Annotated in this window: 17 protein-coding genes; 9 read left to right on the top strand and 8 right to left on the bottom strand. The window is 73.7% G+C overall.

All coding sequences use genetic code 11. The features are described from left to right. Nucleotides 1–7 precede the first annotated feature (7 nt). A complete protein-coding gene (locus tag QRN56_RS06775) occupies nt 8–1678 on the bottom strand; it encodes a sensor histidine kinase (protein WP_285102039.1) in 1671 nt (556 codons plus the stop codon). A gap of 156 nt (nt 1679–1834) precedes the next feature. Between QRN56_RS06775 and QRN56_RS06770 the strand changes: the two genes are divergently transcribed. Both QRN56_RS06770 and QRN56_RS06765 read left to right on the top strand, forming a co-directional pair. After that, the gene (locus QRN56_RS06770; protein ID WP_285102038.1) at nt 1835–2710 is read left to right on the top strand and encodes a universal stress protein; all 876 of its coding nucleotides are present in this window, start codon (nt 1835–1837) and stop codon (nt 2708–2710) included. 97 nt (nt 2711–2807) lie between these two features. Continuing rightward, nucleotides 2808–3599 (top strand): lytic transglycosylase domain-containing protein, encoded by a 792-nt coding sequence (locus tag QRN56_RS06765; protein ID WP_285102037.1) that lies wholly within the window; start codon nt 2808–2810, stop codon nt 3597–3599. Here the strand turns inward: QRN56_RS06765 and QRN56_RS06760 are convergent. Beyond that, nucleotides 3596–4219 (bottom strand): TetR family transcriptional regulator, encoded by a 624-nt coding sequence (locus tag QRN56_RS06760; protein WP_285102036.1) that lies wholly within the window; start codon nt 4217–4219, stop codon nt 3596–3598. The two genes, QRN56_RS06765 and QRN56_RS06760, sit on opposite strands and share 4 nt — an antisense overlap. A gap of 97 nt (nt 4220–4316) precedes the next feature. Between QRN56_RS06760 and QRN56_RS06755 the strand changes: the two genes are divergently transcribed. Both QRN56_RS06755 and QRN56_RS06750 read left to right on the top strand, forming a co-directional pair. Then, complete coding sequence (locus QRN56_RS06755; protein ID WP_285102035.1) at nt 4317–6209, top strand: RICIN domain-containing protein; 1893 nt, start codon at nt 4317–4319, stop codon at nt 6207–6209. Between the two features lie 41 nt (nt 6210–6250). Continuing rightward, the gene (locus QRN56_RS06750; RefSeq protein WP_285102034.1) at nt 6251–6910 is read left to right on the top strand and encodes a hypothetical protein; all 660 of its coding nucleotides are present in this window, start codon (nt 6251–6253) and stop codon (nt 6908–6910) included. A 7-nt stretch (nt 6911–6917) separates the two neighbouring features. Here the strand turns inward: QRN56_RS06750 and QRN56_RS06745 are convergent, their stop codons facing one another. After that, entirely contained in the window at nt 6918–7712 is a 795-nt protein-coding gene (locus QRN56_RS06745; RefSeq protein WP_285102033.1) for a TspO-related membrane protein, read from the bottom strand. A 131-nt stretch (nt 7713–7843) separates the two neighbouring features. On the opposite strand from QRN56_RS06745, the gene QRN56_RS06740 reads away from it, so the two are divergent. Continuing rightward, complete coding sequence (locus QRN56_RS06740; RefSeq protein ID WP_285102032.1) at nt 7844–9316, top strand: SDR family oxidoreductase; 1473 nt, start codon at nt 7844–7846, stop codon at nt 9314–9316. Here the strand turns inward: QRN56_RS06740 and QRN56_RS06735 are convergent. Both QRN56_RS06735 and QRN56_RS06730 read right to left on the bottom strand, forming a co-directional pair. Continuing rightward, nucleotides 9311–9799, bottom strand: coding sequence for a hypothetical protein (locus QRN56_RS06735; RefSeq protein WP_285102031.1), 489 nt, complete (start codon nt 9797–9799; stop codon nt 9311–9313). The genes QRN56_RS06740 and QRN56_RS06735 overlap by 6 nt on opposite strands. A 96-nt stretch (nt 9800–9895) precedes the next feature. Beyond that, nucleotides 9896–10306 (bottom strand): nitroreductase family deazaflavin-dependent oxidoreductase, encoded by a 411-nt coding sequence (locus QRN56_RS06730; protein ID WP_285102030.1) that lies wholly within the window; start codon nt 10304–10306, stop codon nt 9896–9898. Nucleotides 10307–10525: 219 nt separating this feature from the next. On the opposite strand from QRN56_RS06730, the gene QRN56_RS06725 reads away from it, so the two are divergent. The 3 genes from QRN56_RS06725 (at nt 10526) to QRN56_RS06715 (ending at nt 12467) form a co-directional block, all read left to right on the top strand. After that, nucleotides 10526–11260 (top strand): PadR family transcriptional regulator, encoded by a 735-nt coding sequence (locus tag QRN56_RS06725; protein ID WP_285102029.1) that lies wholly within the window; start codon nt 10526–10528, stop codon nt 11258–11260. A 129-nt stretch (nt 11261–11389) separates the two neighbouring features. Beyond that, nucleotides 11390–11866 carry a restriction endonuclease gene (locus tag QRN56_RS06720; protein ID WP_285102028.1) on the top strand — a complete coding sequence of 159 codons (477 nt, stop codon included), beginning with the start codon at nt 11390–11392 and terminating at the stop codon, nt 11864–11866. 151 nt (nt 11867–12017) lie between these two features. Then, nucleotides 12018–12467 (top strand): hypothetical protein, encoded by a 450-nt coding sequence (locus QRN56_RS06715; protein ID WP_285102027.1) that lies wholly within the window; start codon nt 12018–12020, stop codon nt 12465–12467. A gap of 54 nt (nt 12468–12521) precedes the next feature. Here the strand turns inward: QRN56_RS06715 and QRN56_RS06710 are convergent, their stop codons facing one another. Beyond that, on the bottom strand, nt 12522–18803 hold the full coding sequence (locus QRN56_RS06710) for a S8 family serine peptidase (RefSeq protein WP_285102026.1): 6282 nt from the start codon (nt 18801–18803) through the stop codon (nt 12522–12524). Between the two features lie 153 nt (nt 18804–18956). Further along, nucleotides 18957–21452, bottom strand: coding sequence for a glycoside hydrolase family 2 protein (locus QRN56_RS06705; RefSeq protein WP_285102025.1), 2496 nt, complete (start codon nt 21450–21452; stop codon nt 18957–18959). Nucleotides 21453–21681: 229 nt separating this feature from the next. Here QRN56_RS06705 and QRN56_RS06700 point away from each other — a divergent pair, with 229 nt between their 5' ends. Then, on the top strand, nt 21682–24135 hold the full coding sequence (locus QRN56_RS06700; RefSeq protein WP_285102024.1) for a glycoside hydrolase family 27 protein: 2454 nt from the start codon (nt 21682–21684) through the stop codon (nt 24133–24135). A 55-nt stretch (nt 24136–24190) separates the two neighbouring features. Here the strand turns inward: QRN56_RS06700 and QRN56_RS06695 are convergent, their stop codons facing one another. Then, nucleotides 24191–26374, bottom strand: a complete 2184-nt coding sequence (locus QRN56_RS06695) for an alpha-galactosidase (RefSeq protein ID WP_285102058.1) — start codon at nt 26372–26374, stop codon at nt 24191–24193. Nucleotides 26375–26444 lie beyond the last annotated feature (70 nt).

Genomic DNA, 26444 nt, shown 5'->3' with positions numbered 1-26444 from the left:
GGCGGGGTCAGGGCTCCGGCGTCTCGTCCCGGGGCAGCGGTACCCGCCACTCCAGGCGGGTACCGGTCTGCACGGCCGACGGGTTCACCGGTGTGACCACGAGCACGCCGCCCGACTCGGCCGCGCGCCGGGCGAGGTTGAGCAGGCCGCTGCGCGTCGCGTCCGGCGGGATGCCCACGCCGTCGTCGCTCACCGTGAGCACCACGTCGTGCCCCACGCCGAGGCACACCTCCGCGCGCGACGCGTGCGCGTGCCGGCCGACGTTCGACAGGGCCTCGCGCAGGACGGCGACGACGTGCTCGGCGACGTCGGGCGGGACCAGGGTGTCGACCGCTCCCTCGAACCGCAGCCGGGCCGTGAACCCGAGCGCGGCCGTCGTCGCGTCGACCTCCGCGATCACGCGGGCGCGCAGGCCCACCCGGCGGGCGTGCGCGCCGCCGGGCTGCTCCCCCGACTGCAGCCGGTAGATCGTCGTCCGCACCAGCGAGATGGTCTCGTCCACCTCGTCGACCGCCTTGGTGAGCTGCTCGGCGACCTCCGGGGTCGCGCTCCGGGCCACGCGCTCGAGCGACAGGCCCGTCGCGTACAGCCGCTGGATGGCCAGGTCGTGCAGGTCGCGCGCGATGCGCTCCCGGTCGCGCAGCAGGGAGACCCGTTCGGCGTCGGCGCGCCCCTCCGCCAGCTCCAGCGCGACGGCCGCCTGCGCGGCGAACGCGCCCAGGGCCTCGACCACCACCGACGAGAACGGCAGCCGGCCACGGAGCCGGCCCGCGGCCAGGACGCCCCGGGCGCTGCCCGGCTGGCCGAGCGGCCAGACGGCGAGCGGGCCGAGCTCGCCGGGGAGGTCCAGCGCCAGGCTGGCGCGCTCGTCCGCCGTCGCGTCGTCCGTCACCATCAGCACGCCCGTGCGCAACGTGAGGGTGGCGAACGTGCCATCGGCGGCGAGCACCGACCCCACCTTCGCCTCCGTGTCGAGCCCGGAGGCCGACTGCAGCACCAGGCGGCCGGTCGTGGGGTCGGGCACCGCGGTCGTCGTCACGTCCGCGTCGGCCACCTCCCGCGCCTCGCTGGCGATCAGGGTCAGCACGTCGTGCGGCGAGGACCCGGCCAGGACGTGGCGCGAGATCCGGTCGTTGGCCCGCGCCCAGCGCTCGCGCAGCCGCGCCACGTCGTACAGCCGGGCGTTCTCCACCGCCACGCTCGCCGCGGCCGCGAGCGCCTCGAGCACCCGCTCGTCCTCGGCGGTGAACTCGCCCCCGCCGCGCTTGTCCGTGAGGTAGAGGTTGCCGAACGGGGAGCCGTGCACCCTCAGCGGCATGCCGACGAAGGTGCGCATGGGCGGATGGTGGGCGGGGAACCCGACCGACGCGACGTGCGCGGACAGGTCCCCCAGCCGCAGCGGCACGGGGTGGCGGATCATCTCGCCGAGCACGCCGCGGCCCGTGGGGTACGGGCCGATCGCCGCCACCTCGTCGTCGGTCAGGCCGACCGTGAGGAACCTGGCGATCCGGTTGTCGGCGCCGAGCAGCCCGAGGGCGCCGTAGCGGGCGTCGACGAGCGAGACGGCGGCCTCGACGATGCGGTGCAGCAACGACTCGAGGTCCAGGCCGCGGCCGACGCCGACGACCGCCTCGAGCAGCACGTCGGTGCGGTCGCGTGGAGCACTCACCGGGTCCATCGGCACCTCCCGGGGCCACGCTAGCGCGCGGGCGCGGGGAGCGGCACGCGGGACCTTCGTCCCGGGACGGCGGGGTCTCCCGGCTCTGCCGGGCGCAGCCGGCGGCTGGTGTGCTGGTGGTGAGCACAGGAAGTGCGAGGGGTAAGGAGCACGATCATGACCATCACCTGGTACCGGGGCATCGTCGTCGGCGTCGACGGGTCCCAGGAGAGCCTGTCCGCGCTCGACTGGGCGGCCCACGCCGCTGACGTGCACGAGGCGCGTCTGACGGTGGTGGCGACCCATGCCACGCCGGCCGCGCCCGTACCCGGGTTGGGCGACCCGATCCGGGACGGCCGCGACGAGGCCCAGCGGGCCGCGGGAGCGGCACGCGCCCGGCTCGGCGGGCGCCGGCCGGGCGGCCGCGACGTCGAGGTGCTGGTCCTGCCCGGCACCGCGGCGCACGTGCTGAGCCAGCGGTCGCGGACCTGCGACCTCGTGGTGGTGGGCCGCCGCGGGCTGGACTCGTTCGACCGGGTGCTGCTCGGCTCCACGTCGTCGGCGCTGGCGGCGGCGTCCCCGGGGGCGGTGGTCGTGGTGCCGGCGGGCGCGACGACCGGCGACCCGCGCCGGATCCGCGTGGGCATCGCCCGGGACGACGAGCCCGACGTGCTGGGCGCGGCGTTCACCGAGGCCGCCGCACGCCGCTGCCCGCTGGAGGTGGTGCACGTGACGGGCACGGACCCGATCAGCTCGGCGCTCTACCAGGCGGACCCCGTCGCAGCGACGTGGCACGAGGCGGCCCGGGCCGAGGTGGCCGACCAGGTGGCCCGGTGGTCGGAGAAGTACCCGCAGGTCACGTCCACGACGGCGATCCGGCGCGGCGACCCGGCGGGCGCGCTGCTCGAGGACCTGGCCCCGGACGACCTCGTCGTCGTGGGCGGGCGCCGGCACCCCTCGGTGCTGGGCCGCATGCTGCGCAGCGTGCCCGACGCCGTGCTGCGGGCCGCGCCGTGCCCCGTCCTGGTCGTGCACACCCGCCCGGTGGGGTGACCGGGGCGGGCCGGGCGGCAGCCGGAAAAGCGCACGTTTGCGGGAGGTCTTGTCATGGGCTTCCGGATCGGCGCGGCCCGGCCGTAGCGTCAGCACCGTGAGAGCACGAGCTGGGGCCGTCGTCTGCGCGGCTGCGTTGCTGTTGGCCGCCTGCTCCCCGGGCGGGAGGACGTGGCCCGAGGTGCTGGAGCGGGACTACCCGCCCGCGCCGGCGCAGCGGGTGCCCGTGTCCGGCGAGAACGGTGGGTCCGGGGCCTCCGGCGGGGACGGGAGCACCGTCCCGGTCGCCGACCTGGCCGACCCGGAATGGCTGCGCGACACCGCGGAGCGCACGGGGATCCCGCGGCGGGCGCTGGCCGCCTACGCCGGGGCGTCGCTCCGGCTGGCCGAGACCCTCCCGGAGTGCGGCCTCGGCTGGAACACGCTCGCCGGCATCGGCGCGGTGGAGTCGATCCACGGCAGCTACCTCGGGGCGAGCACCGATGCCGACGGACTGGTGAGCCCGCCGATCATCGGCATCGCACTGGACGGCAGCGAGGGGGTCATGGAGATCCTCGACACCGACGAGGGCGAGCTCGACGGCGACGTGCGGTGGGACCGCGCCGTCGGCCCGATGCAGTTCATCCCGACCACCTGGGGCGACCACGCGCAGGACGGGAACCTGGACGGCCGGGCCGACCCGCACCAGATCGACGACGCGGTGCTGACCGCGGCGCACTACCTGTGCGAGAGCGGCGGCGACGTGACCACCGACGACGGCTGGACCGCGGCGCTGGGGGCCTACAACCGCTCGGTGTCCTACGCCCACGACGTGGCGGACCTGGCGACGTCCTACGGCGCGGAGCCCGACGGCGCGGAGCCGGACGGCAACGCCGGGCCGAGCGCCTAGCGGCTCGGCGCGGGCGGCAGGTCGCGACCGATCAGCCGGACGATCGCCAGCTCCGTGGCCTGCGCCATGTCGACCGAGCCGGGCTCCAGCAGCCACTGGAGCTGCAGGCCGTCCATGGTCGCCACGATCACCCGGGCGGTCGTCGCGGTGTCCACGTCGTCCGCGATCTCACCCAGGGACCGGGCCTCCTCCAGCGCCTCGACCACGAGGGCGAGCAGCCCCTGGTACCGGTCGCGGAAGTACTCCTGCGCCGGGTGCTCGGCCGTCACGCTCTCCGCGGCGAGCACGGTGTAGAGCCGCACGATCCCCTCGCGCGTGGTGTTGCGCCGCGTGGTCTCCACGAGGTGGCGCAGGAACGCCAGGCCGCGGGGGCGCTCGTTGCCGAGCTCCTCGATGTCGGTCGAGTCGCGCAGGTCGAGCACGCCGGTGAGCAGCCCGGCCTTGGACGAGAAGTAGTGCAGCACGCCGGCCTGGGTCAGCCCGACCCGCGCCGAGATCTCCGCGAGCGACGCGCTCTGGTACCCGCGCTCCGCGAACGTCTCCATGGCGATGCGCAGGATCTCCGCCCGGCGCTCCGCGGGCGGACGCCGCGTCCTGGTGCTCCCGGCTTCTCGTGTCATCCGAGCGAGTCTACGGGTACGAGGAACCCCTACCTACCGAGTGCTTGGTAGGTAGGGATAGGGTGGCGCTCACTGTCCACCCACCGAGGGAGTCGCAATGACGCGCACCACCCGCACCGGGCCCGTCCGGACGGCGCTCGCCACGCTGAGCGCCCTGGCCGTCGGCGCCGTCGGCATCGGCCCGGCCGTGAGCTCGGCCGCCGCCGCCCCGACCAGCGCACACGTCTGGGTCACCACCGCCGACGGCAGCCGCAGGCTGACCGACGGCGGCACCATCGCGTTCGACACCGGCCCGCAGGCCACCGACATCCGGGTGAGCCCGGGCCAGGTGTCCCAGCGCTTCACCGGCGCCGGGGCGTCCGTCACCGAAGCGTCGGCGTCGCTGATCAGCGGCCTGCCCGCCGGCACCCGCGACACGCTGCTGCGGTCGCTGTTCTCCCGCGCCGGCGACGGCATCGGGCTCAACTACCTGCGCCAGCCGCTCGGCAGCACGGACTTCAACTCCGGTGGCTTCTACACCTACGAGGACACGCCCGGTCAGTTCGGCATCGCCCGCGACCAGCAGCAGATCCTGCCCGTGCTGCGGCAGGCCCTGGCGATCAACCCGAACATCCGGTTCATGGGCAGCCCGTGGTCCCCGCCGGCCTGGATGAAGTCCGGCGGCTCGCTGAACGGCGGCAGCCTGCGCGTCGAGAACTACGACGAGTACGCCGACTACCTGGTCCGCACGATCCAGGCGTACGCCCAGCAGGGCGTGACGCTGAGCGACCTCACGGTGGCGAACGAGCCGCTCTTCGCCACGAGCTACCCGTCGATGAGCATGTCGGCGGCCGAGCAGGCGCAGTTCCTCCGGGTGCTCGACGCCCGGCTGACCAGCGCCGGGCTGGGCACGCAGATCTTCGCCTACGACCACAACTGGGACCGGCCCGACTACCCGCTGGAGGTCTTCTCGGGCACCCAGGGCATCTCCCGCGTGGTCGGCGCGGCCTTCCACTGCTACGGCGGCTCCCCCGAGGCACAGGCCCAGGTGGTCGCGGCGGGCAAGCGCGTGTACTTCACCGAGTGCTCCGGCACGGACAGCGACGACGCGGCGAACACCTTCGGAGACACCCTGGTCTGGCACGCGGAGAACCTCGTGGTGCGCAACATGCGCAACGGCGGGGAGACGACGATCAGCTGGAACCTCGCGCTCGACCAGAACGGCGGCCCGCACCAGGGGCACTGCGGCACCCGCTGCAACGGCGTCGTCCAGATCGCCGGCGGCACCGTGACGCGCAACGCCGAGTTCTACGTGCTGGGCCACCTGACCAGGTTCATCGACGCCGGGGCGCGCCGCATCGGCTCCACCAGCGAGCAGTCCGGCGGCCTGCAGAACGTCGTCTTCCAGAACCCGGACGGCACCCGCGTGGCGTACGTCGTGAACGCCTCCTCCGGCAGCCGCACGTTCTCGATCACCGACGAGGGCCGCTCCCTGACCCACACCCTGCCCGGCCGGGCCGTGGCCACCTACACCTGGGACCCGCAGTCGACCACCACCCCGGCCGACCCGGACCCGGCCTCCTGGTACCAGGTCAGCTCGTCGGCGGGCGGCAAGTGCCTGGACGCCGCCGACTGGGGCACCGCCGACGGCACCGGCCTGCAGCAGTGGACCTGCGGCGCCGCCGCACAGGCGAACCAGCGCTGGCGCTTCACGCCCACGTCGGACGGCTGGTATCAGGTGGCCAACCAGCACGCCGGCAAGGTCTGGGACGTGGCCGGCGGTCCGGGGGCGGTCGCGAGCGGCACGGCCGTGCACCTCTGGTCGTACGTCGGCGGCACCAACCAGCAGTGGCGGCCGACGACGACGGGCGGCGGCGTCACCTTCACCGCCCGGCACAGCGGCGCCTGCCTCACGCTCGGCTCCGCCACCGGCGCCGACGGGACCCGGTTCACGCAGCAGCCGTGCACCGGCTCCGCGGCGCAGACCTTCCGGCTCACGCGGGTGGGCTGAGCCGGGCCGGTCCATGGCCGCGCGCCAGTAGAGTCCTGCGCATGGAACCCGCACCGGAGCGCACCCAGGACGACCTGCTCGCGTCGGTCCTGGGCTACGACCGTCTCACCGGCCGCACCGGCGGCTGGCTGGCCGCCGGTGCGGCCCTGCTGCTGCTGGCCGTCCTGTTCGGGCTCGGCCCGGCCTCGTGGCGAGCGCTCGACCGTGCCTCCTGGCTCGGCACCCCGGGCGGGAACGGCACCCCGCTCGCCGTGGACGGCAGCACGGCCTATGTCGGGCTCTATGCGGCCGCGTACGTGCTCTTCGTCGCCCCGGCGCTCGTGCTCGCCGCCCTGGTGCTCGCACACCGGTGGCGGCACGGCCCCCGGGCCCGGCTCTCGAGCGCGATGTTCGTCGCCGTGCACGCCGTCGCCGTGGTCCAGGCGGCGTTCGTCAGCCTCACCTTCGGCGACCCCACCACCAGCCGCGACCTCGGCGACCGGGCGCTCGACGCCGGCCTGGGCATCTGGGCGGCGGACACCGTCGAACGCGGCTGGCTGGTGGGTCTCGCCGCCCTGGTGCTCGTCGTCCTGGCCGCCGTCGCCGCCGGCCGGGTACGCCACAGCCGCCAGGTCCTCGTCTTCCTCGTCCTGCTCGTGGTCGCGCTCGCCGCGCCGTGGCTGGCGCTCGGCACCGACTACGTGCTGCCGCCCACCGGCTGACGCACCATCAGGCGCGCACCACGGCACGCACGCGCACGCCCAGGGTCACCGCGAGCACCACGGCGGCGACCGCGACCGCCGCGGCCGCCGTCGGCGCGGAGGCGGGCGTACCGTCCCACCGCGCCACCGCGATCCAGGACAGGCCCCAGGCGATGGCCAGGGCCACGGCGATGCGGCCGTCGCCCCGCACGGCCAGGGCGACGCCGACCGCCCCCACCGCCACCAGGACCGCGACCGCCCACCCTTCGGGCGCGAGGCCCCCGCCGTCGAACCCGGCGCTCGTGAGCGCCGCCGCGACGTTGGCCGCGGTGGCCACGCAGACCCAGCCGAGGTAGACGCCGAGCACCCCGTCCACCAGGACGCGGTCCAGCGGTCCGCTCGCGCGGGTGCGCAGCAGGATCACGAACACGCGGCCCAGCAGCACGAGCAGCGCCCCGATGACGAGCACGCTCATCCAGAGCCAGCCGGCCTGGACCACCAGGATCCACGCCGCGTTCAGCAGCATCGTCCCCGCCACCGGCAGGCGCAGGCGCCGCTGCCGCGCCTGCGCCCGCGGCGTGGGGCCGTCGAACCACTGCAGCACCGTGTACCCCGCCAGCCCCACGTAGACCACGGTCCACACCGAGAACGCCGCCGACGCCGGCGCGAGCAGGGTGGCGTCGGTGTCCAGTGCTCCCCCGGCCGCCGAGGAGACCGGCGTGCCGCCGAACACCCCCACGCCGATCATGGAACCGATGACGCAGACCACGAAGCTGACGGTGACGACGATCCGCTCGACGCGGTCGCGGGACTTCTCCTGCATGGTGCGGCCCTCCTCGGGACGGGCCGGGCGGCCCCCTGTACCTGCCCCAGCAAGCCACCGCCCGGCCGATATGCCTAGCCTATCTAGTAATCTGCTCAGCTTCCTGTTCTGGAGAAAGTTGGTGTCGTGACATGTCCCGTGTCCTCGTGACCGGAGCCACCGGGTACATCGGCGGGCGGCTGGTGCCCGAGCTGCTCGCCGCCGGGTACGACGTGCGCGTGCTCGCCCGCCATCCGGAGCGCGTCGCCTCGCGCGAGTGGTCCGACGACGTCGAGGTGGTCGAGGGCGACGCCACCTCCCGCGCAGACCTGCGGCGGGCGCTCGACGGCGTCGACGTCGCGTACTACCTGATCCACGCCCTCGGGGCGGGGCCGGGGTTCGCCGAGCGCGACCGCGCCACCGCCCGTGGCTTCGCCGTCGTGGCGCGCGAGACCGGCGTCGGGCGCGTCGTCTACCTGGGCGGGCTCTACCCCGAGGGCGAGCGGCTCTCACCCCACCTGGAGTCCCGCCGCGAGGTCGAGCAGATCCTGCTCGACGGCGGCGCGCCGACCGTCGTGCTGCGGGCCGCCGTGATCCTCGGCTCCGGCAGCGCGTCGTTCGAGATGATGCGCTACCTCACCGAGCGGCTGCCGGCCATGGTGGCGCCGCGCTGGATCAACAACCGCATCCAGCCCATCGCGGTGCGCGACGTGCTGCGCTACCTGGTCGGCGCGGCGCACGTCCCGGCCGGCGTCAGCCGCGGCTTCGACATCGGCGGCCCCGACGTGCTCACCTACAGCGAGATGATGCAGCGCTACGCCGCCGTCGCGGGGCTGCGCCCGCGAGTGATCCGGGCCGTCCCCGTGCTGACCCCACGGCTGGCCAGCCTCTGGGTGGGCCTGGTGACCCCCGTGCCTCCGGGAATCGCACGACCCCTGGTGGGGTCGCTCGTGCACGAGGTGGTGGCCCAGGAGGACGACATCAAGGAGTACGTGCCCGACCCGCCCGAGGGGCTCATCGACTTCGACGGGGCGGTGGCGCTCGCACTCGCCCGGATCCGGGACCTCGACGTGCGCACGAGCTGGCTGTCCGCCTCCGTGCCCGGCGCACCGTCCGACCCGCTGCCCGACGACCCGGACTGGGCCGGCGGGAGCCTGCTGGTCGACGACCGGTCGAGCGTGGTGGACACCACGAACGAGGCGCTGTGGACGGTGATCGAGGGCATCGGTGGCGCCCACGGCTGGTACTCCTGGCGCCTGGGCTGGGTGGCCCGCGGCGCCATGGACCGGCTCTTCGGCGGGCCCGGGCTGCGGCGCGGACGCCGGCACCCGCACCACCTCGCTCCCGGCGACGCGCTCGACTGGTGGCGGGTGGAGAAGATCGTGCCGGGCCGCCTGCTGCGGCTGCGCGCCGAGATGCGCCTGCCCGGGCTGGCCTGGCTGGAGCTGTCCGTCGAGGACGAGACCGCCGAGCGGCCGACGTTCCGCCAGCGCGCCGTCTTCCTGCCGCGCGGGCTGCCCGGGCAGCTCTACTGGTGGGCGATCAGCCCGTTCCACGGCATCGTGTTCGGCGGCATGCAGCGCAACATCGCCCGCGCGGCGGCGCACGCCGCCGCCGGCTCATGACGCCGTCGGCGTCCGCGGGTGGGAGTCGTCGCGCCCCGGCGTCTCCGGGGTCGCGCGGGAACGACGACGCCGGCCGCCGAGCCGCGACGTGCCGCCCGGCATGCTCGCGTCCCAGGCCCGGGCGATGCCGAGGTGCCGCAGGTGGCTGTCGGTCACGGTGACGCCGTCGGGCCCGATCCAGTGCTCGACGCCGAAGCGCTCGTCGGTCGCGGCGTCCCAGCGGCGCATGAAGGGCGTGCCGTTGTCCGTGATGACGACCGACCCGTAGGTGGCGGGCAGGGGCTCGGCCGGCAGGTGGATCACGGTGTAGACACCCGCGAGGTCGGACGGGCCCACGGACGACACGCTGTACCAGTTGCCGTCCCGGTCCCGTTGGATCGCGTAGCCGCTCGCGTCCAGGGCGATGCTGAGGTGCGGCAGGTCGGCGTCGAGGAGCTCCTGGCTGTTCTGGTAGACGGTGCCGACCTGGGCTGCCTGGGTCATCGCGCGGGTCTCCTTGACGTCGGATCGGGGATATTCACCCATCCAAGCGGATTAGTCGCGATTTGGCTGGTCCAAGGGACAGCCCAGGGCGGCGGGTCAGCCGATCAGCCGGAAGATCGGGAAGACGCGCCCTTCCGCCGTCTTCTCGTAGTCGGCGAAACCGCTCGAGAACCCCTTGAAGCGAGCCCACATCGTGTCGCGCTCCTCGCCCGCCAGCTCCTCGACCTTCGCCCGGACGGTCACGACCGGCTCACCCGGCACCTCGACGTCGACCTCCTCGGCGCGCCGCAGCCCGTAGACCCACGCCGGGTTCCTGGGCGAGCCGCCGGCGCTCCCGACCACGTACCGGACGCCGTCGTCCTGGATCGCGGCGAGCGGGGCGATCCGCACGCTGCCGTCCTTCCTCGGCACGTGCACGAGCACGAGCCCCTTGCCGAACCGCACGGGCTCGTTGACCTCGCCGCCGTTGGCGCGGAAGGTGTCGACGATCTGCTGGTTGAAGTCCATGCCCGGGGCAACGCGAGCGGAACCGAGGGCATTCCGCCGGTTGTGGTCCCGCACCAGGTCAGCCGGCGTCGAGAGCCGGGGGTTGCGTAACGATATATCTTTGATCTATCTTTAGAGCGTCGGTCGAGCGGCAACGTTCCCGATCGGCGGGTCTGACGAGACGCCGTAGTGCGCGATCGCGCACCGCCTCGCCCCGCCGCGACACGTAGGAGACACACCATGCGTACCCACGACAACAACCCCCAGGACCCCGGACGGCGCGGCCGCGGCCGCGGCTTCCTGCCCTCGTTCGACCGTCCCAGGTTCGACGGCCTCGGCCCGGGTTTCGGCCCCGCGTTCGCGATGGCCGGCGGGCCCGGCCTGCCGGACGACCGCGACTACCGCGACGACGCCGACGAGCGCGGCACCCGGGGCCAGCGCCCCGGGCGTGGCGGCTTCGGCCCGCGCGGACCGCACGGCGGCCACCACGAGGGCGGACGACGAGGCCCCCGCGGCCCGCGCCGCGCCGGCCGCGGCGAGATCCGCGCCGCGATCCTGCTGCTCCTGGCGGAGCAGCCGATGCACGGCTACCAGATCATCAGCGAGCTGGCGGAGCGGACCGACGGCCGCTGGCGCCCCAGCGCCGGCGCGGTCTACCCCGCGCTGTCCCTGCTCGCCGACGAGGGCCTCGTGGCCCTCACCGAGGACCGCGGCCGCAAGCTCGCCACGCTGACCGACGAGGGCACCGCCTACGTCGAGCAGCACAAGGACGAGCTCGGCACCCCCTGGGAGCAGGTCGGCCACGGTCACGGACGCCAGCTGCGGCACGAGCTGCGCGCGCTGGCCGACGCCGTCGAACAGGTCGCCCGCACCGGCACCACCGATCAGGTGGCCACCGTCACGGCGGTGCTCGACAAGGCCCGCCGCGACGTCTACCTGACCCTCGCCGGAGAGGCGCCCGCCCAGGACCGCTGACCCGCACACCCCGACGGGCGGCGCCGCGCGACAGCGCGACGCCGCCCGTCTCCGCGCGTCCCGGTAAACGCCTCGTGAACTACCGCTGCCCGGAGAGCGGTTACGCAGCACCCTTGACAGAATGACCGCATGACCGCACTTGAGGACCTCCTCGACGACTACCTGCTCAGGTCGGAGTCGGAGACCGACCGGGACGAGAAGTTCGAGGAATTGATGAAGGCATTCCTGCGCTCCGACGCGGAGTGGGCCGGCGCGTTCGACACGGTGTGGTCATGGGACGAATGGCCCGGCCACGAGGGCCCTGGCAACGGGATCAGCCTGGTCGCGCGCGAGCAGGACACAGAGAACCTGGTGGCCGTGCGGTGCGCATTCCACGATCCGGCACGGCCTTTGTCGAGGCCGGATGTCGCCGCATTCCTCGCGGCGTCGAACAAGGCCCCGTTCACGACCCGACTCGTGGTGGCGACGACCGATACCTGGGACAAAGAACTGGAGGATCTGATCCAGGACGAGAAAATACCCGTCAATCGAATCGGGCTGACCAGGATGCTGGATTCATCCGTCGACTGGGCCCGCTTCGGACCGGCGGCCATGGCCGCCGGATAGGCCGCACAACCCCGATCGAACCCCGGCGAAGCACCCCCCATATCGCTCCGCACGCAGGGTGAAAAATGACCAGGACTCCATGTTTTTGCATGGAACTTCCACCCGGAACTCCGCGAGGAGAAACCCGGGCAATGCTATGTGAAGGAGCGATATGCAACTCACCACCACCGCACCCGACGGCGATCTCCTGACGCCCGTCTGCCGCGCCTACGGCGAGGACGTCGCCGACGGCTGGTACGCCCGGACGGGCGGGGGCGGCGGAGAATACGCGGCCGTCGTCGACCAGCCTGCCCTGCCCGGGGCGCTGGAGACCGCCGAGGTCCGCATCTGCCGCGGGGCCGCGGTCGACCTCACGGACCGGTGGGCGTTCTTCGACGACCTCGCCCCCGCGACGGCGTTCGTGCGCGCCGGCCGGCTGTCCAACATGATGCCGTCGTGGGACCTCTTCGAGGCCGCGGAGGTCCGGGCGTACTGCCCCGAGCACCACCGCGAGGAGGCGGCCCTGCTCCTGGGGCGCCAGGTGCACGAACGGTCCGAGCTGCGCGAGCTCGTCGCCCGGTTCGTCGCGTCGTTCAGCGCGGGCGCGCCCTCGACCCGATGAGTCAGCACCTGAGGCAGGTCCCGCCCGGGGGCGGGACCTGCCTCAGGCCGTTGATCAGCCGCGCGGATCCTCCCGCACCGTGAGCGAGCTGAGCACCGGGTCACCGTCACCGAGCTCGCCGACCAGCTCGACCGTCAGGTCGCCGCCGGGGTGCGCAACGGTGGCGGTGTGCGTGTCGGCGGCGAGCCTGCCCACCGAGGCCTGCACGTCGTGCTCGTAGAGCACCGCCTCGCCGTCCACCAGCACGTCGAACGCGCGCCCTCCGACCGGGACCCGGTCGAGCTCGGCGAAGCCGAGGCCGACGCGGTAGGTGCCGGCGGGCACGTCCTCGAACACGTAGGAGAACGTGGGGCCGGTCCGCTGGGTACGGAAGAGCTGGTCGTCCACCGTGCCCGCGATGTCGGCCCGCGTGGACCGTGCCTTGCCGCCGACATACCCCCACGTCGCGCTGTGCCGCCTGGCGTCGAAGGCCTGGTCGGCGGACCAGACGGTCCCGTCGGCCCCCGTGAGGCCCCGGCCGCCCACGTCGACGCCCAGCCAGTAGGCCGACGACCCCAGGGTGACGGGCAGCACCCGCTCCGGTACGCGGCCGGCGTCGGACGCCACCAGGACGTCGCCGGTGAGCTCACCCGGCGTCGTCCCCGAGGTGTCCACCGTCGCCCTGACCGTCGTCGACTCGCCGATCGCGAGCACCGTCGGGCCCTCCAGCGCAGGGCCGGCGAGCGCCAGCCAGGGCAGGTCCGCGGCCCCGCCCTGCCCGCGCTCCTGCTCCGTGAACGAGACCTTCAACGGCGCCGAGCCGGTGTTGGTCACCTTCACCTCGGCGGTCGCGGTCTGGTCCGGGCCGAGGAGCCAGTCGAGCTCGTCGCCCGAGACCTCGGCCACGCCCGTGGCCAGCTCGGTGTCCAGCGTCCCGGCCTGGCCGCGCTCGCCGAGGGTCACCGTGCCGGTGGCGGCCACGTAGTTCGGCGACCAGACCTCGACCGTGCTCTCACCGAGCACGGCCTGGGCCTTCCAGAGCCCCTCCCTGGTGGTGGTGATCGTCCGGGTGCCGCCGTCCGGCGCGGTGAGCGTGACGACGGCGCCCGCGACCGGCTTGCCGTCGTTCGCGTCGGTGACCGCTCCCTCGATCGTGCCCGACGCCGGCAGGGTGTACTCCAGGCCCGTGCCCGCGGTCAGCCTGGGCTGCTCGTAGGACCAGACCTGGTGCGCCCCGGTCAGGCTCTCCACCCCGATCGTCGCCGAGGAGCCCTTGGTCAGCGGGTTCTCGCCGCCGACGCCGTCCCCGTAGCCGATCTGGATGCGGCCGTCCGCGACGAGGGTGACCGAGAAGCTGACCCGTTCCCCGGGGGCGTTCTGGAAGGTCACGTCGCGGTACTCGATGACCTGCGCGTCCAGGCCGTCCACCTCGGTCACGCCGAGGTAGATGCCCGCCGCGTCGTCGACCTCCAGGTCGTCCCAGAACGGGTAGAGGGCGTCGACCGGGGCCGACGACGGCAGGTCGGTGTTCCCCCAGCTGCTGCGCGCGCGGTCGAAGGTGAGCATGCCGGCGGGCGACACGCACACCCCGTCCCACGTGGTGTCGTAGAAGGGGAAGTCGAAAGTGAAGAAGAGCGGTCCGCACCCGCTGGTGCCGGTCCACGGAGCCTGCACCGTGCCCTCCCGGTACAGGCCGGTGGTGACCTTCTCCTCGTAGGTGCGGCCGGCGGGTGCCACCGGGACGTCCTCCGGCTGCTCCGGCTCGGCCGGCTCCTCGGGTGCCTCCGCCTCGCGCGGGTCGAGCGTCACCAGCAGCGACGCGACGCTCGGGGACCGCAGGCCGTTGGTCCCCCGCAGCTCGACGGTCAGCGGGCCGCCGTCGTGCTCGACGACGGCGGTGCGCACGTCCGCCGTCCGCTGGCCGGCGGTGCCCGCCGGGTCGTAGGCGTAGTGCGTCAGGGACCCGTCGACGAGCACGTCGAACACGCGCTTGCCGCGTGCCGCCCGCTCGATCTCCGCGAACCCGAGGTCGACCCGGTACGTGCCGGCCGGGGCGTCGTCGAACACGTAGGTCAGGTCCCGGCGCTGCGGCGTGCGCTGGGTCTGGAACAGCGCGTCGTCCGAGGTGCCGGCGATGGCCGAGCGGGTGGAGACGGTCCTGGTCCGGCCCTCGTAGCCCCAGCCGCCGTCGCGGTGGGCCCGGTCGGCCGACCAGGCGAAGCCCGCGCCGTCGGTGACGTCCGGCCCGCCCGCGTTCACGGCCACCTGGTACCCGGTGGCCGTCACGGTGACGGGCACGTACTCCTTGGACTGCCGGCCCGCGTCGGACCGCACCACGATGTTCGCGGCGAGCGTCCCGGGCTCGACGCCCTCGGTGGAGACGGAGACGTCGACGGTGGTCGACTCCCCCGGTGCGAGCGTGCCGCGGGTGGTGGACAGGGACAGCCACGGCAGGTCGGTGACCTGGTCGTCCTCGACGTCGACGAGCAGCACCTCGTCCGACATCTGGTCGGTGGCCCACAGGGCACCGCTGACGTCGGTGGCGAGACCGCCGCCCTGGTACGGCCGGGCACCGGGGAACCACCAGGCGTTGACCAGCGAGCAGTCCGCCGGGTCCACCTGGAGCAGCCGGCTGCGCCCGCTGGAGCGGTCGGTGTACCAGATGGTGTCGGACGCCTCGTTGTACGCCAGGCCCATGACCTGGGGCAGGGGCGGCGCACAGAAGGACAGCAGCGCGCCCGGCGTCTCGTGCGAGGTGCCGGCCACCGTGCCGATCATGCCGTTGACCCGGCCGCCCACGTAGAACACGTCCCGGCCGGCGTCGTAGGCGAGACCTGTCAGCTGCAGGGTGGACCAGTCGCCCTTGATCTCCCGCGTCTTCTCGCCGGTCTCGGTGTCGAAGCAGTGGATGTAGCTGGCCGGGCTGTCCTCCATCTGGCACATGTCGCCGGTCAGCGTGTCGAAGGCCATGTCGAAGGCTCGGTAGTCCGCGTTCCAGTCGGCCGCGAACGTCTTGCCGGCCTTCTTGCCCGTGACGGTGAAGGCCGTGTTGGTCCTCGCGTCGTAGTCGTGGACCCACACGTCGCCGTCGTAGCCGAGGCCGGACGGCTCGCCCTCACCGTTCCCGGCGGGCTTGAACCGGGTGATCACGTCGCCGCCGGCGAGCGTGTCCGTGGCGAGCGTGTCGGCGGCCGTGTCGCCCGTCCCGCCCTCCTTCCCGGCGCCGCCGTCCGCGTTCGACGCCGTGTGCCGCCCCGAGGCGCCGGCCTCCCAGGCGGCCAGGTCGATGCTGCTCGCGGTGCCCGTCAGGGTGCTCGTGGTCGCGCCGGTCGCGTCCAGCTCGGGGTGGCGGCCCACCTCGGCCAGGTCGAACGTGACCGGGGCCGAGCCGGTGTTGGTCAGCGTCAGCGAACCCTTGCCGTGCTGGTCGGTGCCGAGCACCGTGTCCAGGCCGTCGGCGGCCAGGTCGGCGATGCCGGTGGCGAGGCGCGCGTCGACCTCGGCCGCGTCGTACAGCTCGTCGAGCGAGAACTCGTAGGACCGCATGCCGTAGTCCGGCGCGGAGACCGTCATCGTGTAGTCGCCGGTCGGGAGCTGGCGGTGCACCAGCCCGGTCCCGTTCGTCACGACGCTCTCCACGAGGCGACCGTCCCGGACGAAGTCGACGTCTGCGCCCTCGACCGGCAGCCCGTCGTTCTCGTCGACGACGGTGGCGTCCAGGTAGCCGAAGTCGGGCAGGTCGTAGGTGACGACCATCCCGTCGCGCAGCACGGGGGCGTCCTGCGAGAACCGGATGCCGTCCACGCCCGCCCAGCCCTGGATGCCGGTGGTGGCGGTCGAGCCCGCGCTGAGCGGACCGTTCTCCCCCACGCCGTCGCCGTAGGCGATGATCACCGTGCCGGAGCGCGTGATCGTGACCGAGAAGCTGATCCGGGCCGTGGTGACGTTGTCGACGGCCTCGGCCTGGACGTTCCGGTACTCGACCACGAACGCGTCCTGGCCGTCGACGGTGGTCGTGCCCGTGTAGACGCCGCCCTGCTCGTCGATCGTCAGCGGCCGGCTGATCCAGAACGGGAAGATCGCCGCCCCGCCGCTGCCCGGCCCCGCCGTGTCCGAGGCGCTGGTCGTGATGACGCCGCGCTGGCCGATGTTGAGGGTCTCGTGCGTGCCGTTGTAGAAGGCGATCGGGAACGGCAGGGCCACGTCGACCCACACGCCGTCCGTGATCTCGACCCGGTCGGTGCCCCGGCGGTACTCGCCCTCGGACACCGCGCAGGTGTACCCGCCGAGGTCGACCACGCGGTCGACCGTGACGGTGAGGGACTCGGCGCCGTCCACCGCGAGCGCCGTGGTCGCGGGCGACAGGCAGGCGTTCGGGCGCACGTCGAGCGTGTAGTCGCCCTCGGGGACGGCCGGGACGGTGAAGGTCCCGTCGGCGCCCGTCCGGACCGGGTCCAGCGGGGTGTCGTCCACGGTCACGTCGGCGTTCGGGACGGGCGCGCCGTCCGGGTCCACCACGGTGCCGGTCACGTCGTGCCGCGGCGCGGCGGTGAGCGTCGCGTCGAGCGTGCTCGTCTCGTCGACGGCGACCGTCGCCTCCCCGGAGGCGGACAGGTAGCCGAACGCGCTGGTGGTGACCTCGTAGTCGCCCGCGATCACGCTCATCGAGTAGGTGCCGTCGCGGCCCGTGACGGTGCGAGGCGAGTGGCGGCCCTCGGCGGCGACGGTGGCGCCCGCGACGGGCTCGCCGTCGGTGTCGGTCACCGTACCGGCCAGGGTGCCGGCGCCGCCGGACGCGAGGGCCTCCTGCACGAGCGCGAGGGCGTCGATCCTGCCCTCGCCCCAGACGTTGTTGTCCTCTGCGGTGCCACCGCAGGTCAGGTCCTCGGTGTCGTGCGCGGTGCCGTCCAGCAGGGTCTTGGTGCTCTCGATGTCACCGACCAGGCTGGGCACGGCGCTCCACAGCAGCGCCACGACGCCGGCCACGTGCGGGGCCGCCATCGACGTGCCGGAGCCCGCGCCGTAGCCGCCGCCGGGGAGCGACGAGAGCACGTCGACGCCGGGCGCCGCGATGTTCGGGTTGATCTTGCCGTCGGTGCCCGGCCCGCGTGACGAGAAGTACGCGATGTCGCCCGCGGCGTCGTACGCGCCCACCGAGTAGGTGTGCGGGTAGCGCGCGGGGAGCCGGCCGGACTGGCAGCCCAGCTCGCCCTCGTTGCCCGCGGCCCAGACGCCGAAGATCCCGGCTGCCTCCCACGCCTCGGTCTCGTCGGCCATCCAGTCGGCGAACGGGAGGGTCTCCTCCTGCGACTGCGGGATGCCCCAGGAGTTGTTCACCACGTGCGGACGCATCGCGGGGTCGGGGTCGCTGCCGTCGGCACGGGTGGGCGCCAGGAGCCACTGCGCGCTGCGCAGGTAGTCGGCACGCTCCATCGAGTTGGCGCACCGGTCCACGCAGTTGGTCGCGATCCACCGGGCGCCCGGCGCGACGCCGATCTGGTGGTCCGCGCCGTCGTCGCCCACCATCGTGCCCATCGTGTGGGTGCCGTGGCCGCCCACCTGGTTGATGATCGGGTCGCACGGCGAGCCGCCGCACAGGCCGGGACGGTCGAACCAGTTGTAGTCGTTCTCGACCGAGCCGTCGGGCTGCGTGCCGCGGTACGTGGCCCGCAGCGCGGGATGCTCCAGGTCCACGCCCGTGTCGAACCCGGCCACGGTGATGCCCTCACCGGTGAAGCCGAGGTCCCAGACGTCGTCGGCGTTCATGGCGTCGACGCCCCAGGTGACGGAGCCCTCCGCGGCCTCGGCGGCCTGCGTGGCCCGCTCGCCGGCCGCCGTGCGTCCGGTCGGGTCCGCCGACTCGGTCGGCGGGTCCACCAGCTCCATCGCGATCTCCTCGTGCACGAGGGCGACGTCGCTGCTGGCGGCGACACGTTCGGCGAGGGCCTCGGTGCCGTCCTGGACGTGGATCGCGTTGCTGATCCAGAACGTCTGGTAGTCGACACCCGCGGCCTCGAGCTGGGCGATGACGCCGGACTGCGACTCCTCGGCGTTCTCGACCAGGGCGTCGTACACGTACTGCCCGCGCGCGCCCCAGTCGGCGATGTCCTTGGCGGGCTCCAGGTCCGGCCGGTCGGCGAGCTGTACCCAGAAGTCGGCGCGCACCTCCTCGGCGAGCGTCTTCGCCACCTCGTCGGTGACCTTCTCGGCCGCCTCGTCCCGGCTGGCGGGCGGCGTCGGGTCGGCGGCGGGTGCGGCCCCCGCCGACGGCACGGCCCACAGGGCCGTGGTGAGGACGGTGGCGACCGACAGGGTCGCCGCCACCGCCCTGCGCGGATGGGGATGAGCTGGGGGCACGTTCACTCCATGGTTCGTGGCCGGGGCTTTGCCCCGCCGTGGGGTAATGAGCGCAAATCTGCGCCCCCGACGACGACGGCCACAAGGTCAATCACGCTGCTGACCAGCGCAATTGCACAGATGAGAAGTTCGGCGGCTCCCGAACGTGCGAGGTCAGGCGACCAGGTCGCCCGCGTGCCGCAGCACCTCCCCGCCCTGGACCGTGTCCGCCAGAGTCCCGGCAAGCGCCGGGTCGGCTCCCGCGATCCGGAAGGTCGCCGACTCCCCGGGCAGCAGCGTGACGAGCGCGTCGCCCACCGCGGCCCCGGCGTCGAGCCGGTCGGCGTGCAGCGTCAGGTCCCGCACGAACGTGTCCGTGGTGACCGTGACCTCGACGTCGCCGCCGTCGAGCGGCACCGCCTTGACGTCGAGCCGCGGACGCGGGTAGGCGAGGTCGCGGTCCACGGTGAAGTACCGCCAGGCGCGGGCCGCGCCGTCGACGTCGGCCACCAGGAGCTCGGCGGCGGCGTCGCCCGGGGTGCCCAGTGCCGGGTCGAGGGGCAGGGTCGTGCCCGCCACCGATCCGACCTCGAACGTGACCGGCTGCTCGGCGAGCACGCGGCCGTCCAGGCCGACGCGGCGAACCGTCGCCGACCCCGCCCATGCCTCGACGCCGTCGTTGACCAGGACGAGCGCGAGGCCGCCGTCGCGCGGCTGGATCGTCGCGAGCCGCGGCGCGAACGCGGCGCGCACCGCGAACCAGGCGGGCCGGCGCCGCCCGGCGGAGTCGACCACCGCCCACGACGCGACCGGCCAGCAGTCGTTGAGCTGCCACACGATCGAGCCCATGTTCAGCGGGCGCAGCGAACGGAAGTGCTCGATCGCGAAGGTCAGGGCGCGCGCCTGGTTGAGCTGCATCGCCCAGTGCCAGTCGGCCATCCCTGTGGGCTCGTCGAAGTACGGCGCCAGGCCGCGCGACAGCTTGAGGGAGCCGTCGACCGCCTTCTGGTGGTGCAGCACGCCGGCCGAGTCCGGCAGCAGGGGGTCGTCGTGCACGGCGTCCGTCAGCGTGCGCCAGGCGGGCGGGCCCTGCCAGCCGAACTCGGAGACGAACCGCACCCGGTCCTGAAGGAAGACCTGGTAGCCCTGCTCGTTCCAGCCGTCCCACAGGTGCACCACGCCGCGGGAGCGGTCGTTCGAGTACACCTCCGGGGTGCCCGAGTACGGGCTGCCGGGCCAGTAGAAGGCGTGCGGGCTGACGTCGGCGACCACCCGCGGCAGCACGTCCAGGTAGTACCGCTCGCCCCAGGGCCGGTCGCCGAGGCGCTCCTTCCAGCCCCAGTCGTCCCAGCCGAGCCAGTTCTCGTTGTTGCCGTTCCAGATCACCAGCGAGGGGTGCGACATCAGGCGGACGATGTTCTCGCGCGCCTCCGCCTCGACCTCTTCCAGCATCCACTCGTGCTCCGGGTACGGCGCGCACGCGAAGGCGAAGTCCTGCCAGACCAGGAACCCGAGCTCGTCGCACTGCGCGTAGAAGTCGTCCGACTCGTAGAGGCCGCCACCCCACACGCGCAGGATGTTCGCGTTCGCCTCGGCCGCGTCGCGGAGCCGGGCGGCGACGTCGTCGTGCGTCACGCGGTGCGGGAAGCAGTCGTCGGGGATCCAGTTGAAGCCGAGCGCGGCGACCGGGCGCCCGTTGACCACGAACGCGAACGACTCGCCGTCGGCATCCCGGTCCCGGCGCACCTCGACGGAGCGGAAGCCGACCCGCCGGTCGTCGCGGTCGAGCGCCTCACCCGTGACGCGGTCGAGCAGCTCGACCTCCAGGTCGTGGAGCGGCTGCGCGCCGGCGCCGCGCGGCCACCACAGGTCGGCGTCCGCCACCGGGACCTCGACCACGAGCCGCGCCGAGGTCTCCGCGGCGGGCACCACGACGCTCCGCTCGGCGCCCGCCACCCGCACGACCAGGGCGACGTCGTGCGCCGTCGCGGTCCGTTCGAGCTCCACGCCCACCTCGACGACGCCGCGCCAGCCGGCCCCGGCGCGCTCGGCGCGCACCTCGACCCGCGTCTCGGCGAGCCGCGCGACCGACCACGACTCGATGCGCACGGGGCGCCAGATGCCGGCGGTGACCAGCGTGGGACCCCAGTCCCAGCCGAAGTTGCAGGCCATCTTGCGGATGTGCGCCGACGGCGAGTCGAACGCGCGCCGCGTGTCCTCGTCGAGCTCGTCGAAGGGACCCCAGGGCGCGTCGAACACCACCGCGACCTCGGCCGCACCGGCGTCGTCGGCCGGATCGAGGGCGACGCGGTAGGAGCGGAACATGTTGCGGGTGCGCAGGCGCTCCGCGCCGTCGACGTACACCGTGGCGAGCGTGTCGAGGCCGTCGAGCACGAGGTCGGTGCGCTCCGCGCCCGGCGCGACGGGCAGCGAGGCCGCCGGCAGCGTCGTCTCGTAGCGCCAGCGCGAGCGGCCGATCCACGGCGTCAGCAGCTCGTTGCGGTCGAGGTACGGGTCCTCGATGAGCCCGGCGGCCAGCAGGTCGGTGTGGACGGTGCCGGGGACCGTGGCCGGGACGGGCAGACCGGCGAGGACCGCGGGGTCCGCGTCGGGTCCGGCGGTGTCGAGGTGCAGGGTCCAGGGACCGGGCGCGGCGGTGCGCGTGAGCATGGGGGCCACCAGGGATTCTCGGATCGGGCAGAGCGGGACGAGCGTTCCAGGAATTTCTTTCCGCTGTCAAGCAAGTCCCGCCCGGCCCTTGCGCGGAGGGTCCGGGCTGTGGTTATTTGATCGCGTCAAAAAAGGACGTATCGCCCGCCGGGCTGCGTCCAGCGCCTGGAACAGTGCCGTTCCGCACGTCGCCAACGCGCATCCTCGTCAAGGATGGAGAGCAGCACCCATGACAAGCCCCCGACGCCTGCTACGGCAGGCGCTGTGCGGACTCGCCCTCGTCGGCCTCGTGGCCGCCGGCTCCGCCGCTCCCGCGGTCGCCACGGCCCCCTCGGCCGAGGCCGCCGCCGACCCCGCACCCACGCCCCCGGCGCCCGTGCCCCGCGTCGAGCCCGGCGACCTCGCCACGGCGCCGTACATGGGCTGGAGCAGCTTCAGCATGCAGGTCTACAGCGGCGACGGCCGCTGGATCGACGCCGACCAGCTCATCGCCCAGTCGGACGCCATGCACACCAAGCTGCAGCGCTACGGCTACGACCGCATCAACGTGGACGCGGGCTGGAACGACGGCGTCGACGAGTACGGCCGCCCCACCCCCAGCACGTCGCTGTACCCGGACGGCCTCCAGGCCGTGATCGACCACGTGCACGACAACGGCCAGAAGTTCGGGCTGTACTTCATCCCGGGCATCGGGCCCGAGGTGTACGAGGCCGACCTGCCGGTCTGGAACGCGCCGGGCTGCAGCACCGGTGACATCGTCAAGCAGCCGCTGACCCGCGCCGACTACTGGGGCATCGGCTGGGCGCTCGACTTCGACGACCCCTGCACGACCAAGTACATCGACTCCATCGGCGCCCTGCTGGACGACTGGGGCGTCGACTTCGTCAAGTTCGACAGCGTGACCCCCGGCTCCGGCATCTCCGACCTGTCGCTCGACGCCCGCCGCGACGTCGCGGCCTGGTCCGACGCGCTGCACGGCCGCGGCATCTGGTTCGAGCTGTCCTGGGCGCTCGACCCGGCCTACGCGGACTACTGGAAGGAGAAGGCCGACGGCTGGCGGGTCGACTGGGACGTCGAGTGCTACTGCGAGAACGAGGCCCTGACCACGTGGCCCAACATCGCGCGCCTGTTCCCCAAGGCGGAGCAGTGGTGGCGGCACACCGGTCCGGGCGGGTTCGGCGACCTCGACTCGCTCAACGTCGGCAACGGCCGCATGGACGGCCTGACGCAGGACGAGCGCCGCACCGCGACCAGCCTGTGGGCCATCTCCGCGGCCCCGATGTACACCGGGAACGACCTCACGCAGCTCGACACGTTCGGCCTGAGCCTGCTGACCAACGAGGAGGTCATCGCGATCAACCAGGCCGCGATCCCGGCGCACCCCGTCTCGACGGCGGGCAAGCGGCAGGTCTGGTACTCGCTGCAGGACGACGGCTCGTACGTGGTCGGGCTCTTCAACCTCGGCTCGACCGACGCCGACATCACGGCCGACTGGACGGACCTCGGGCTCGCCGACGGCGGCCACAAGGTGCGTGACGTGTGGGCACGCAAGAACCTCGGCTCGTTCACCGACGGCTTCACGGCCACCGACGTGCCGCCGCACGGCGTGCGGCTGCTGCGGGTCACGCCCGCCGGTCGCGCGGCGTCGACGGTGAACGACGACGTGCTCCAGGTGGGCTACGGCGGCGACTGGCAGCGCAACGGCAACCAGGAGGTCGCGGCGACGTCGCAGGACCTCGCGGTCTCGGTCGTGGCGGACGGCGACGAGGCGCCCGCGCCGGGCGACACCGACGCCCGCGTCGAGCAGCTCAACGACGACGCCGCCGAGATCTCCTACTCCGGGAGCTGGAGCCACAGCACCGGCCGCGGGCTGGGCGACCACGAGGACGACGTGCACTGGACCGAGAAGGACGGCGACGCCTTCGAGCTGACCTTCCGCGGCACCGGCGTGACGTACGTGACCGAGCGCGACGAGTCGCAGGGCGAGGTGGCGGTCTACCTCGACGGCGAGCTCGTCGAGACGGTCGACGCGTCACTGCCGGCCGGGACGCCGCGCGAGAGCCAGCAGGCGGTGTGGACGACGTCGGACCTCGCGGACGGCGAGCACACGCTGCGCGTGGAGAAGAAGTCCGGGCGGTTCATGCTCCTGGACCGGATCGACGTGGAGCAGGAGAACCTGGTGACGCCGAACGCGATCGTGGTGCCCGACGAGCAGGCCGAGGCGACCCGCGTCGAGCTGGCCCGCGACCCGGGTGAGCTCACCGCGATCCGGCACGGCGACACCGTCCTGGAGCGGGGCACGGACTGGACCGCCGACGGCCAGGCGGTCGTGCTGTCGGCCGGGTTCCTCACGGCCCTGCCCGCGGGCGACACCGCGCTGGCGTTCGCGTTCCGCGGCGACGCCGCCGACGACGTGCACACCGCCGGTGGCGAGGCCTGGACCGACCTCACGTTCACGGGAACCGGGGTGACGTGGATCGCGCCGACGGCGCCCGACCAGGGTCCCGTGCACGTCTACGTGGACGGGGTGCTCAAGCAGACCGTGGACACGAGCTCCGCGGCCCGCCGCACGCAGCAGGAGCTGTACTCCGTCTCCGGCCTCAAGCGCGGCAGCCACCGCATCGTGGTGGTGAACGGCTCGGACGCGCCGATCCGGAGCGACGGCTTCCGCTTCTCGCGCTGACACCCCCGACGTGTCAGACGCTCAGGTCCCCCGAGGGCCTGAGCGTCTGACCCGTTCACTCTGCTGTGAGCTCCAGCACCATGCCCGACGCCGGCTGGAGCACCGGCAGCGTCAGGCCCGCGCCGGCGAGGATCGCGCCGGACGCCCGGAAGCCCTCCGCGCCGCGGGCCCGCGCGATCCAGGCGGGCTCCTGGCCGTGCACGGCGGCCGTGCCGAACGCGTCCGGCACGCGCACCACGTAGACCCGGTCGCGGTCGAGGCCCGGGAACGGCACCCGCGCCGTCTGCGGCCCGGCCGAGCTCGCCAGCCGCACCCACGCGAACAGTGCCCGCGCACGGTCCTCGGACACGGTGCCGTGCAGCAGCGTCTGCTCGTCGGCGAGGTCCGCGTGCACGCGCACTCCCCCGTGCAGCAGGTCCCGCCGCGACGTGACGAACGCGGCCCAGGACGTCAGCCGCTCCATCTCGTCCTCGGTGCAGCCGGTGATGTCCCACTCGATCCCGGGCGCGGCGAACGCCGCCGTCACCAGCCGGAAGGACAGGTCGGTGACGCGGTTCGTGGTGTGCGCCCGCTCCGCGCCCACGTGCGAGCCCAGCAGCTCCGGCGGCAGCAGCAGCTCGCTCCAGAGCTGGATCTGCTGGCGCTCCACGGGGTCGTTGCAGTCCGAGGTCCACACCCGCTCGGTGCGCTCCAGGATGCCGAGGTCGATGCGCCCGCCACCCGACGCGCAGCTCTCGATCTCCAGCCCCGGGTGCCTGTCGTGCAGCTCGTCCAGCAGGGCGTAGAGCGCCAGCGTCTGCCGCCGCACGCCCGGCCGGTCCCCGGCGGCGCCGCCGCGCACCACCGCCTCGTGCAGCTCCCGGTTGTGGTCCCACTTGATGTAGGCGATCTCGTAGCGCTCCACCAGCTTCGAGATCGACTCCAGCAGGTACGCGTACGCGTCGGGGTGCGCGACGTCGAGCACGTACTGGTTGCGGAAGCTGGAGCCCACCCCCGCCGACGGCGCCAGCAGCCACTCGGGGTGCAGGCGCGCCAGGTCGGAGTCGAGGTTGACCATCTCGGGCTCGAACCACAGCCCGAACTCCATCCCCGCCTCGCGCACCCGCGCCACGAAGGGGTCGAGCCCGTCGGGCCAGACGTCCGCCTCGATCTGCCAGTCGCCGAGACCCGCCGTGTCGTCCCGCCGGCCGCGGAACCAGCCGTCGTCGAGCACGATCCGCTCCACGCCCACGCGGGCCGCCCGGTCCACGAGCTCGCCGAGCCGGCCCAGGTCGTGGTCGAAGTAGACGGCCTCCCACGTGTTGAGCACCAGGGGCTGCGGCGCCCGGCGCGGACGGCGGGCGCGGGTACGGCGGTGGAACCGGTCGGCGAGGCCGTCCAGCCCGGCGTCCGACCACGCGAACAGCACGTCCGGCGCCGCGTAGCTCTCCCCCGGGCCCAGCCGCACCTCGCCGGGGCGCAGCAGCTCGCCGCCGCCGAGCACGGCCGCGTGCGCGCCCGCGCCCTCGGGCAGGCGCTGCACGATCCAGCGCTGGTCGCCGCTCCAGGCCACGTGGGCCGCCCAGACCTCGCCCGTGCGGTGGGCGAAGCCCGGCGTGCCGACGGCGACCAGGTAGGGCGAGTCGAGCCCCGGCTTGCCCCGGCGCACCTCGCGCAGGTGCGTGCCGTCCACCAGCGGCAGCCGCTGCGGCTGCCGCTCCCGGCTCCAGCGCCCGCTGAAGTCGAGCACCTCCGTGGCGCGCGCCGGGAGGGGCAGCAGCGCCACGACGTGCGCGAGGTCGTAGGCATCCGCACTCTGACCGCCCGCGGTCACCGTCCACCGCACCCGCAGGACGCCCGTTGCCTCCAGCTCCACCTCGGCCGCCAGCGCGAGGTCCGCGACCGGCTCGCGCAGGTCCAGGCGCACCGTGCCGCCGACGCCGTCGGCCGGCACCTCGACGCGCGCCCCCACCAGCTCCGGGCGCGGCGTGGTCGCCGTCCCGGCGCGGTGGCCCTCGAGGCCCGGCAGACCGGACCAGGTGTCCCGCTCCACGGGCAGGAGCGTGAGCGCGCGCGGCGCCTCCGGGGAGTTGGCGACCCGCGCCGTCAGCCCGGACTCCCGCAGCGCGGCGACGCCGTCGGGGCCGACGTCGCCGAGGTCCTCGCCCCAGTGCAGCACCCGGGGCATCTCGCCCGCGAGGTCGAGCACGAGCGACACCCCGGCCGCGCTCAGCACCGCGTATTCATCACCAGCAGACATCTTCACCACCCCGAATCGACTTTCTTGACAGCGGAAACTTAGTCGCCCTACGCTCTCGGCAGCAAGCGAG

This window comes from Promicromonospora sp. MEB111 (assembly GCF_030209445.1).
GTDB lineage: Bacteria > Actinomycetota > Actinomycetes > Actinomycetales > Cellulomonadaceae > Promicromonospora.
Note: the sequence above shows the minus strand (reverse complement) of the source record. Positions and strands in the feature narration are given on the sequence as shown.

What these genes read in the sequence shown, in the direction of transcription:
- QRN56_RS06775 (WP_285102039.1), bottom strand. Translation starts at nt 1,678, where the DNA reads ATGGACCCGGTGAGTGCTCCACGCGACCGCACCGACGTGCTGCTCGAG.
- QRN56_RS06770 (WP_285102038.1), top strand. Translation starts at nt 1,835, where the DNA reads ATGACCATCACCTGGTACCGGGGCATCGTCGTCGGCGTCGACGGGTCC.
- QRN56_RS06760 (WP_285102036.1), bottom strand. Translation starts at nt 4,219, where the DNA reads ATGACACGAGAAGCCGGGAGCACCAGGACGCGGCGTCCGCCCGCGGAG.
- QRN56_RS06755 (WP_285102035.1), top strand. Translation starts at nt 4,317, where the DNA reads ATGACGCGCACCACCCGCACCGGGCCCGTCCGGACGGCGCTCGCCACG.
- QRN56_RS06750 (WP_285102034.1), top strand. Translation starts at nt 6,251, where the DNA reads ATGGAACCCGCACCGGAGCGCACCCAGGACGACCTGCTCGCGTCGGTC.
- QRN56_RS06745 (WP_285102033.1), bottom strand. Translation starts at nt 7,712, where the DNA reads ATGCAGGAGAAGTCCCGCGACCGCGTCGAGCGGATCGTCGTCACCGTC.
- QRN56_RS06740 (WP_285102032.1), top strand. Translation starts at nt 7,844, where the DNA reads ATGTCCCGTGTCCTCGTGACCGGAGCCACCGGGTACATCGGCGGGCGG.
- QRN56_RS06735 (WP_285102031.1), bottom strand. Translation starts at nt 9,799, where the DNA reads ATGACCCAGGCAGCCCAGGTCGGCACCGTCTACCAGAACAGCCAGGAG.
- QRN56_RS06730 (WP_285102030.1), bottom strand. Translation starts at nt 10,306, where the DNA reads ATGGACTTCAACCAGCAGATCGTCGACACCTTCCGCGCCAACGGCGGC.
- QRN56_RS06725 (WP_285102029.1), top strand. Translation starts at nt 10,526, where the DNA reads ATGCGTACCCACGACAACAACCCCCAGGACCCCGGACGGCGCGGCCGC.
- QRN56_RS06720 (WP_285102028.1), top strand. Translation starts at nt 11,390, where the DNA reads ATGACCGCACTTGAGGACCTCCTCGACGACTACCTGCTCAGGTCGGAG.
- QRN56_RS06715 (WP_285102027.1), top strand. Translation starts at nt 12,018, where the DNA reads ATGCAACTCACCACCACCGCACCCGACGGCGATCTCCTGACGCCCGTC.
- QRN56_RS06705 (WP_285102025.1), bottom strand. Translation starts at nt 21,452, where the DNA reads ATGCTCACGCGCACCGCCGCGCCCGGTCCCTGGACCCTGCACCTCGAC.
- QRN56_RS06700 (WP_285102024.1), top strand. Translation starts at nt 21,682, where the DNA reads ATGACAAGCCCCCGACGCCTGCTACGGCAGGCGCTGTGCGGACTCGCC.
- QRN56_RS06695 (WP_285102058.1), bottom strand. Translation starts at nt 26,374, where the DNA reads ATGTCTGCTGGTGATGAATACGCGGTGCTGAGCGCGGCCGGGGTGTCG.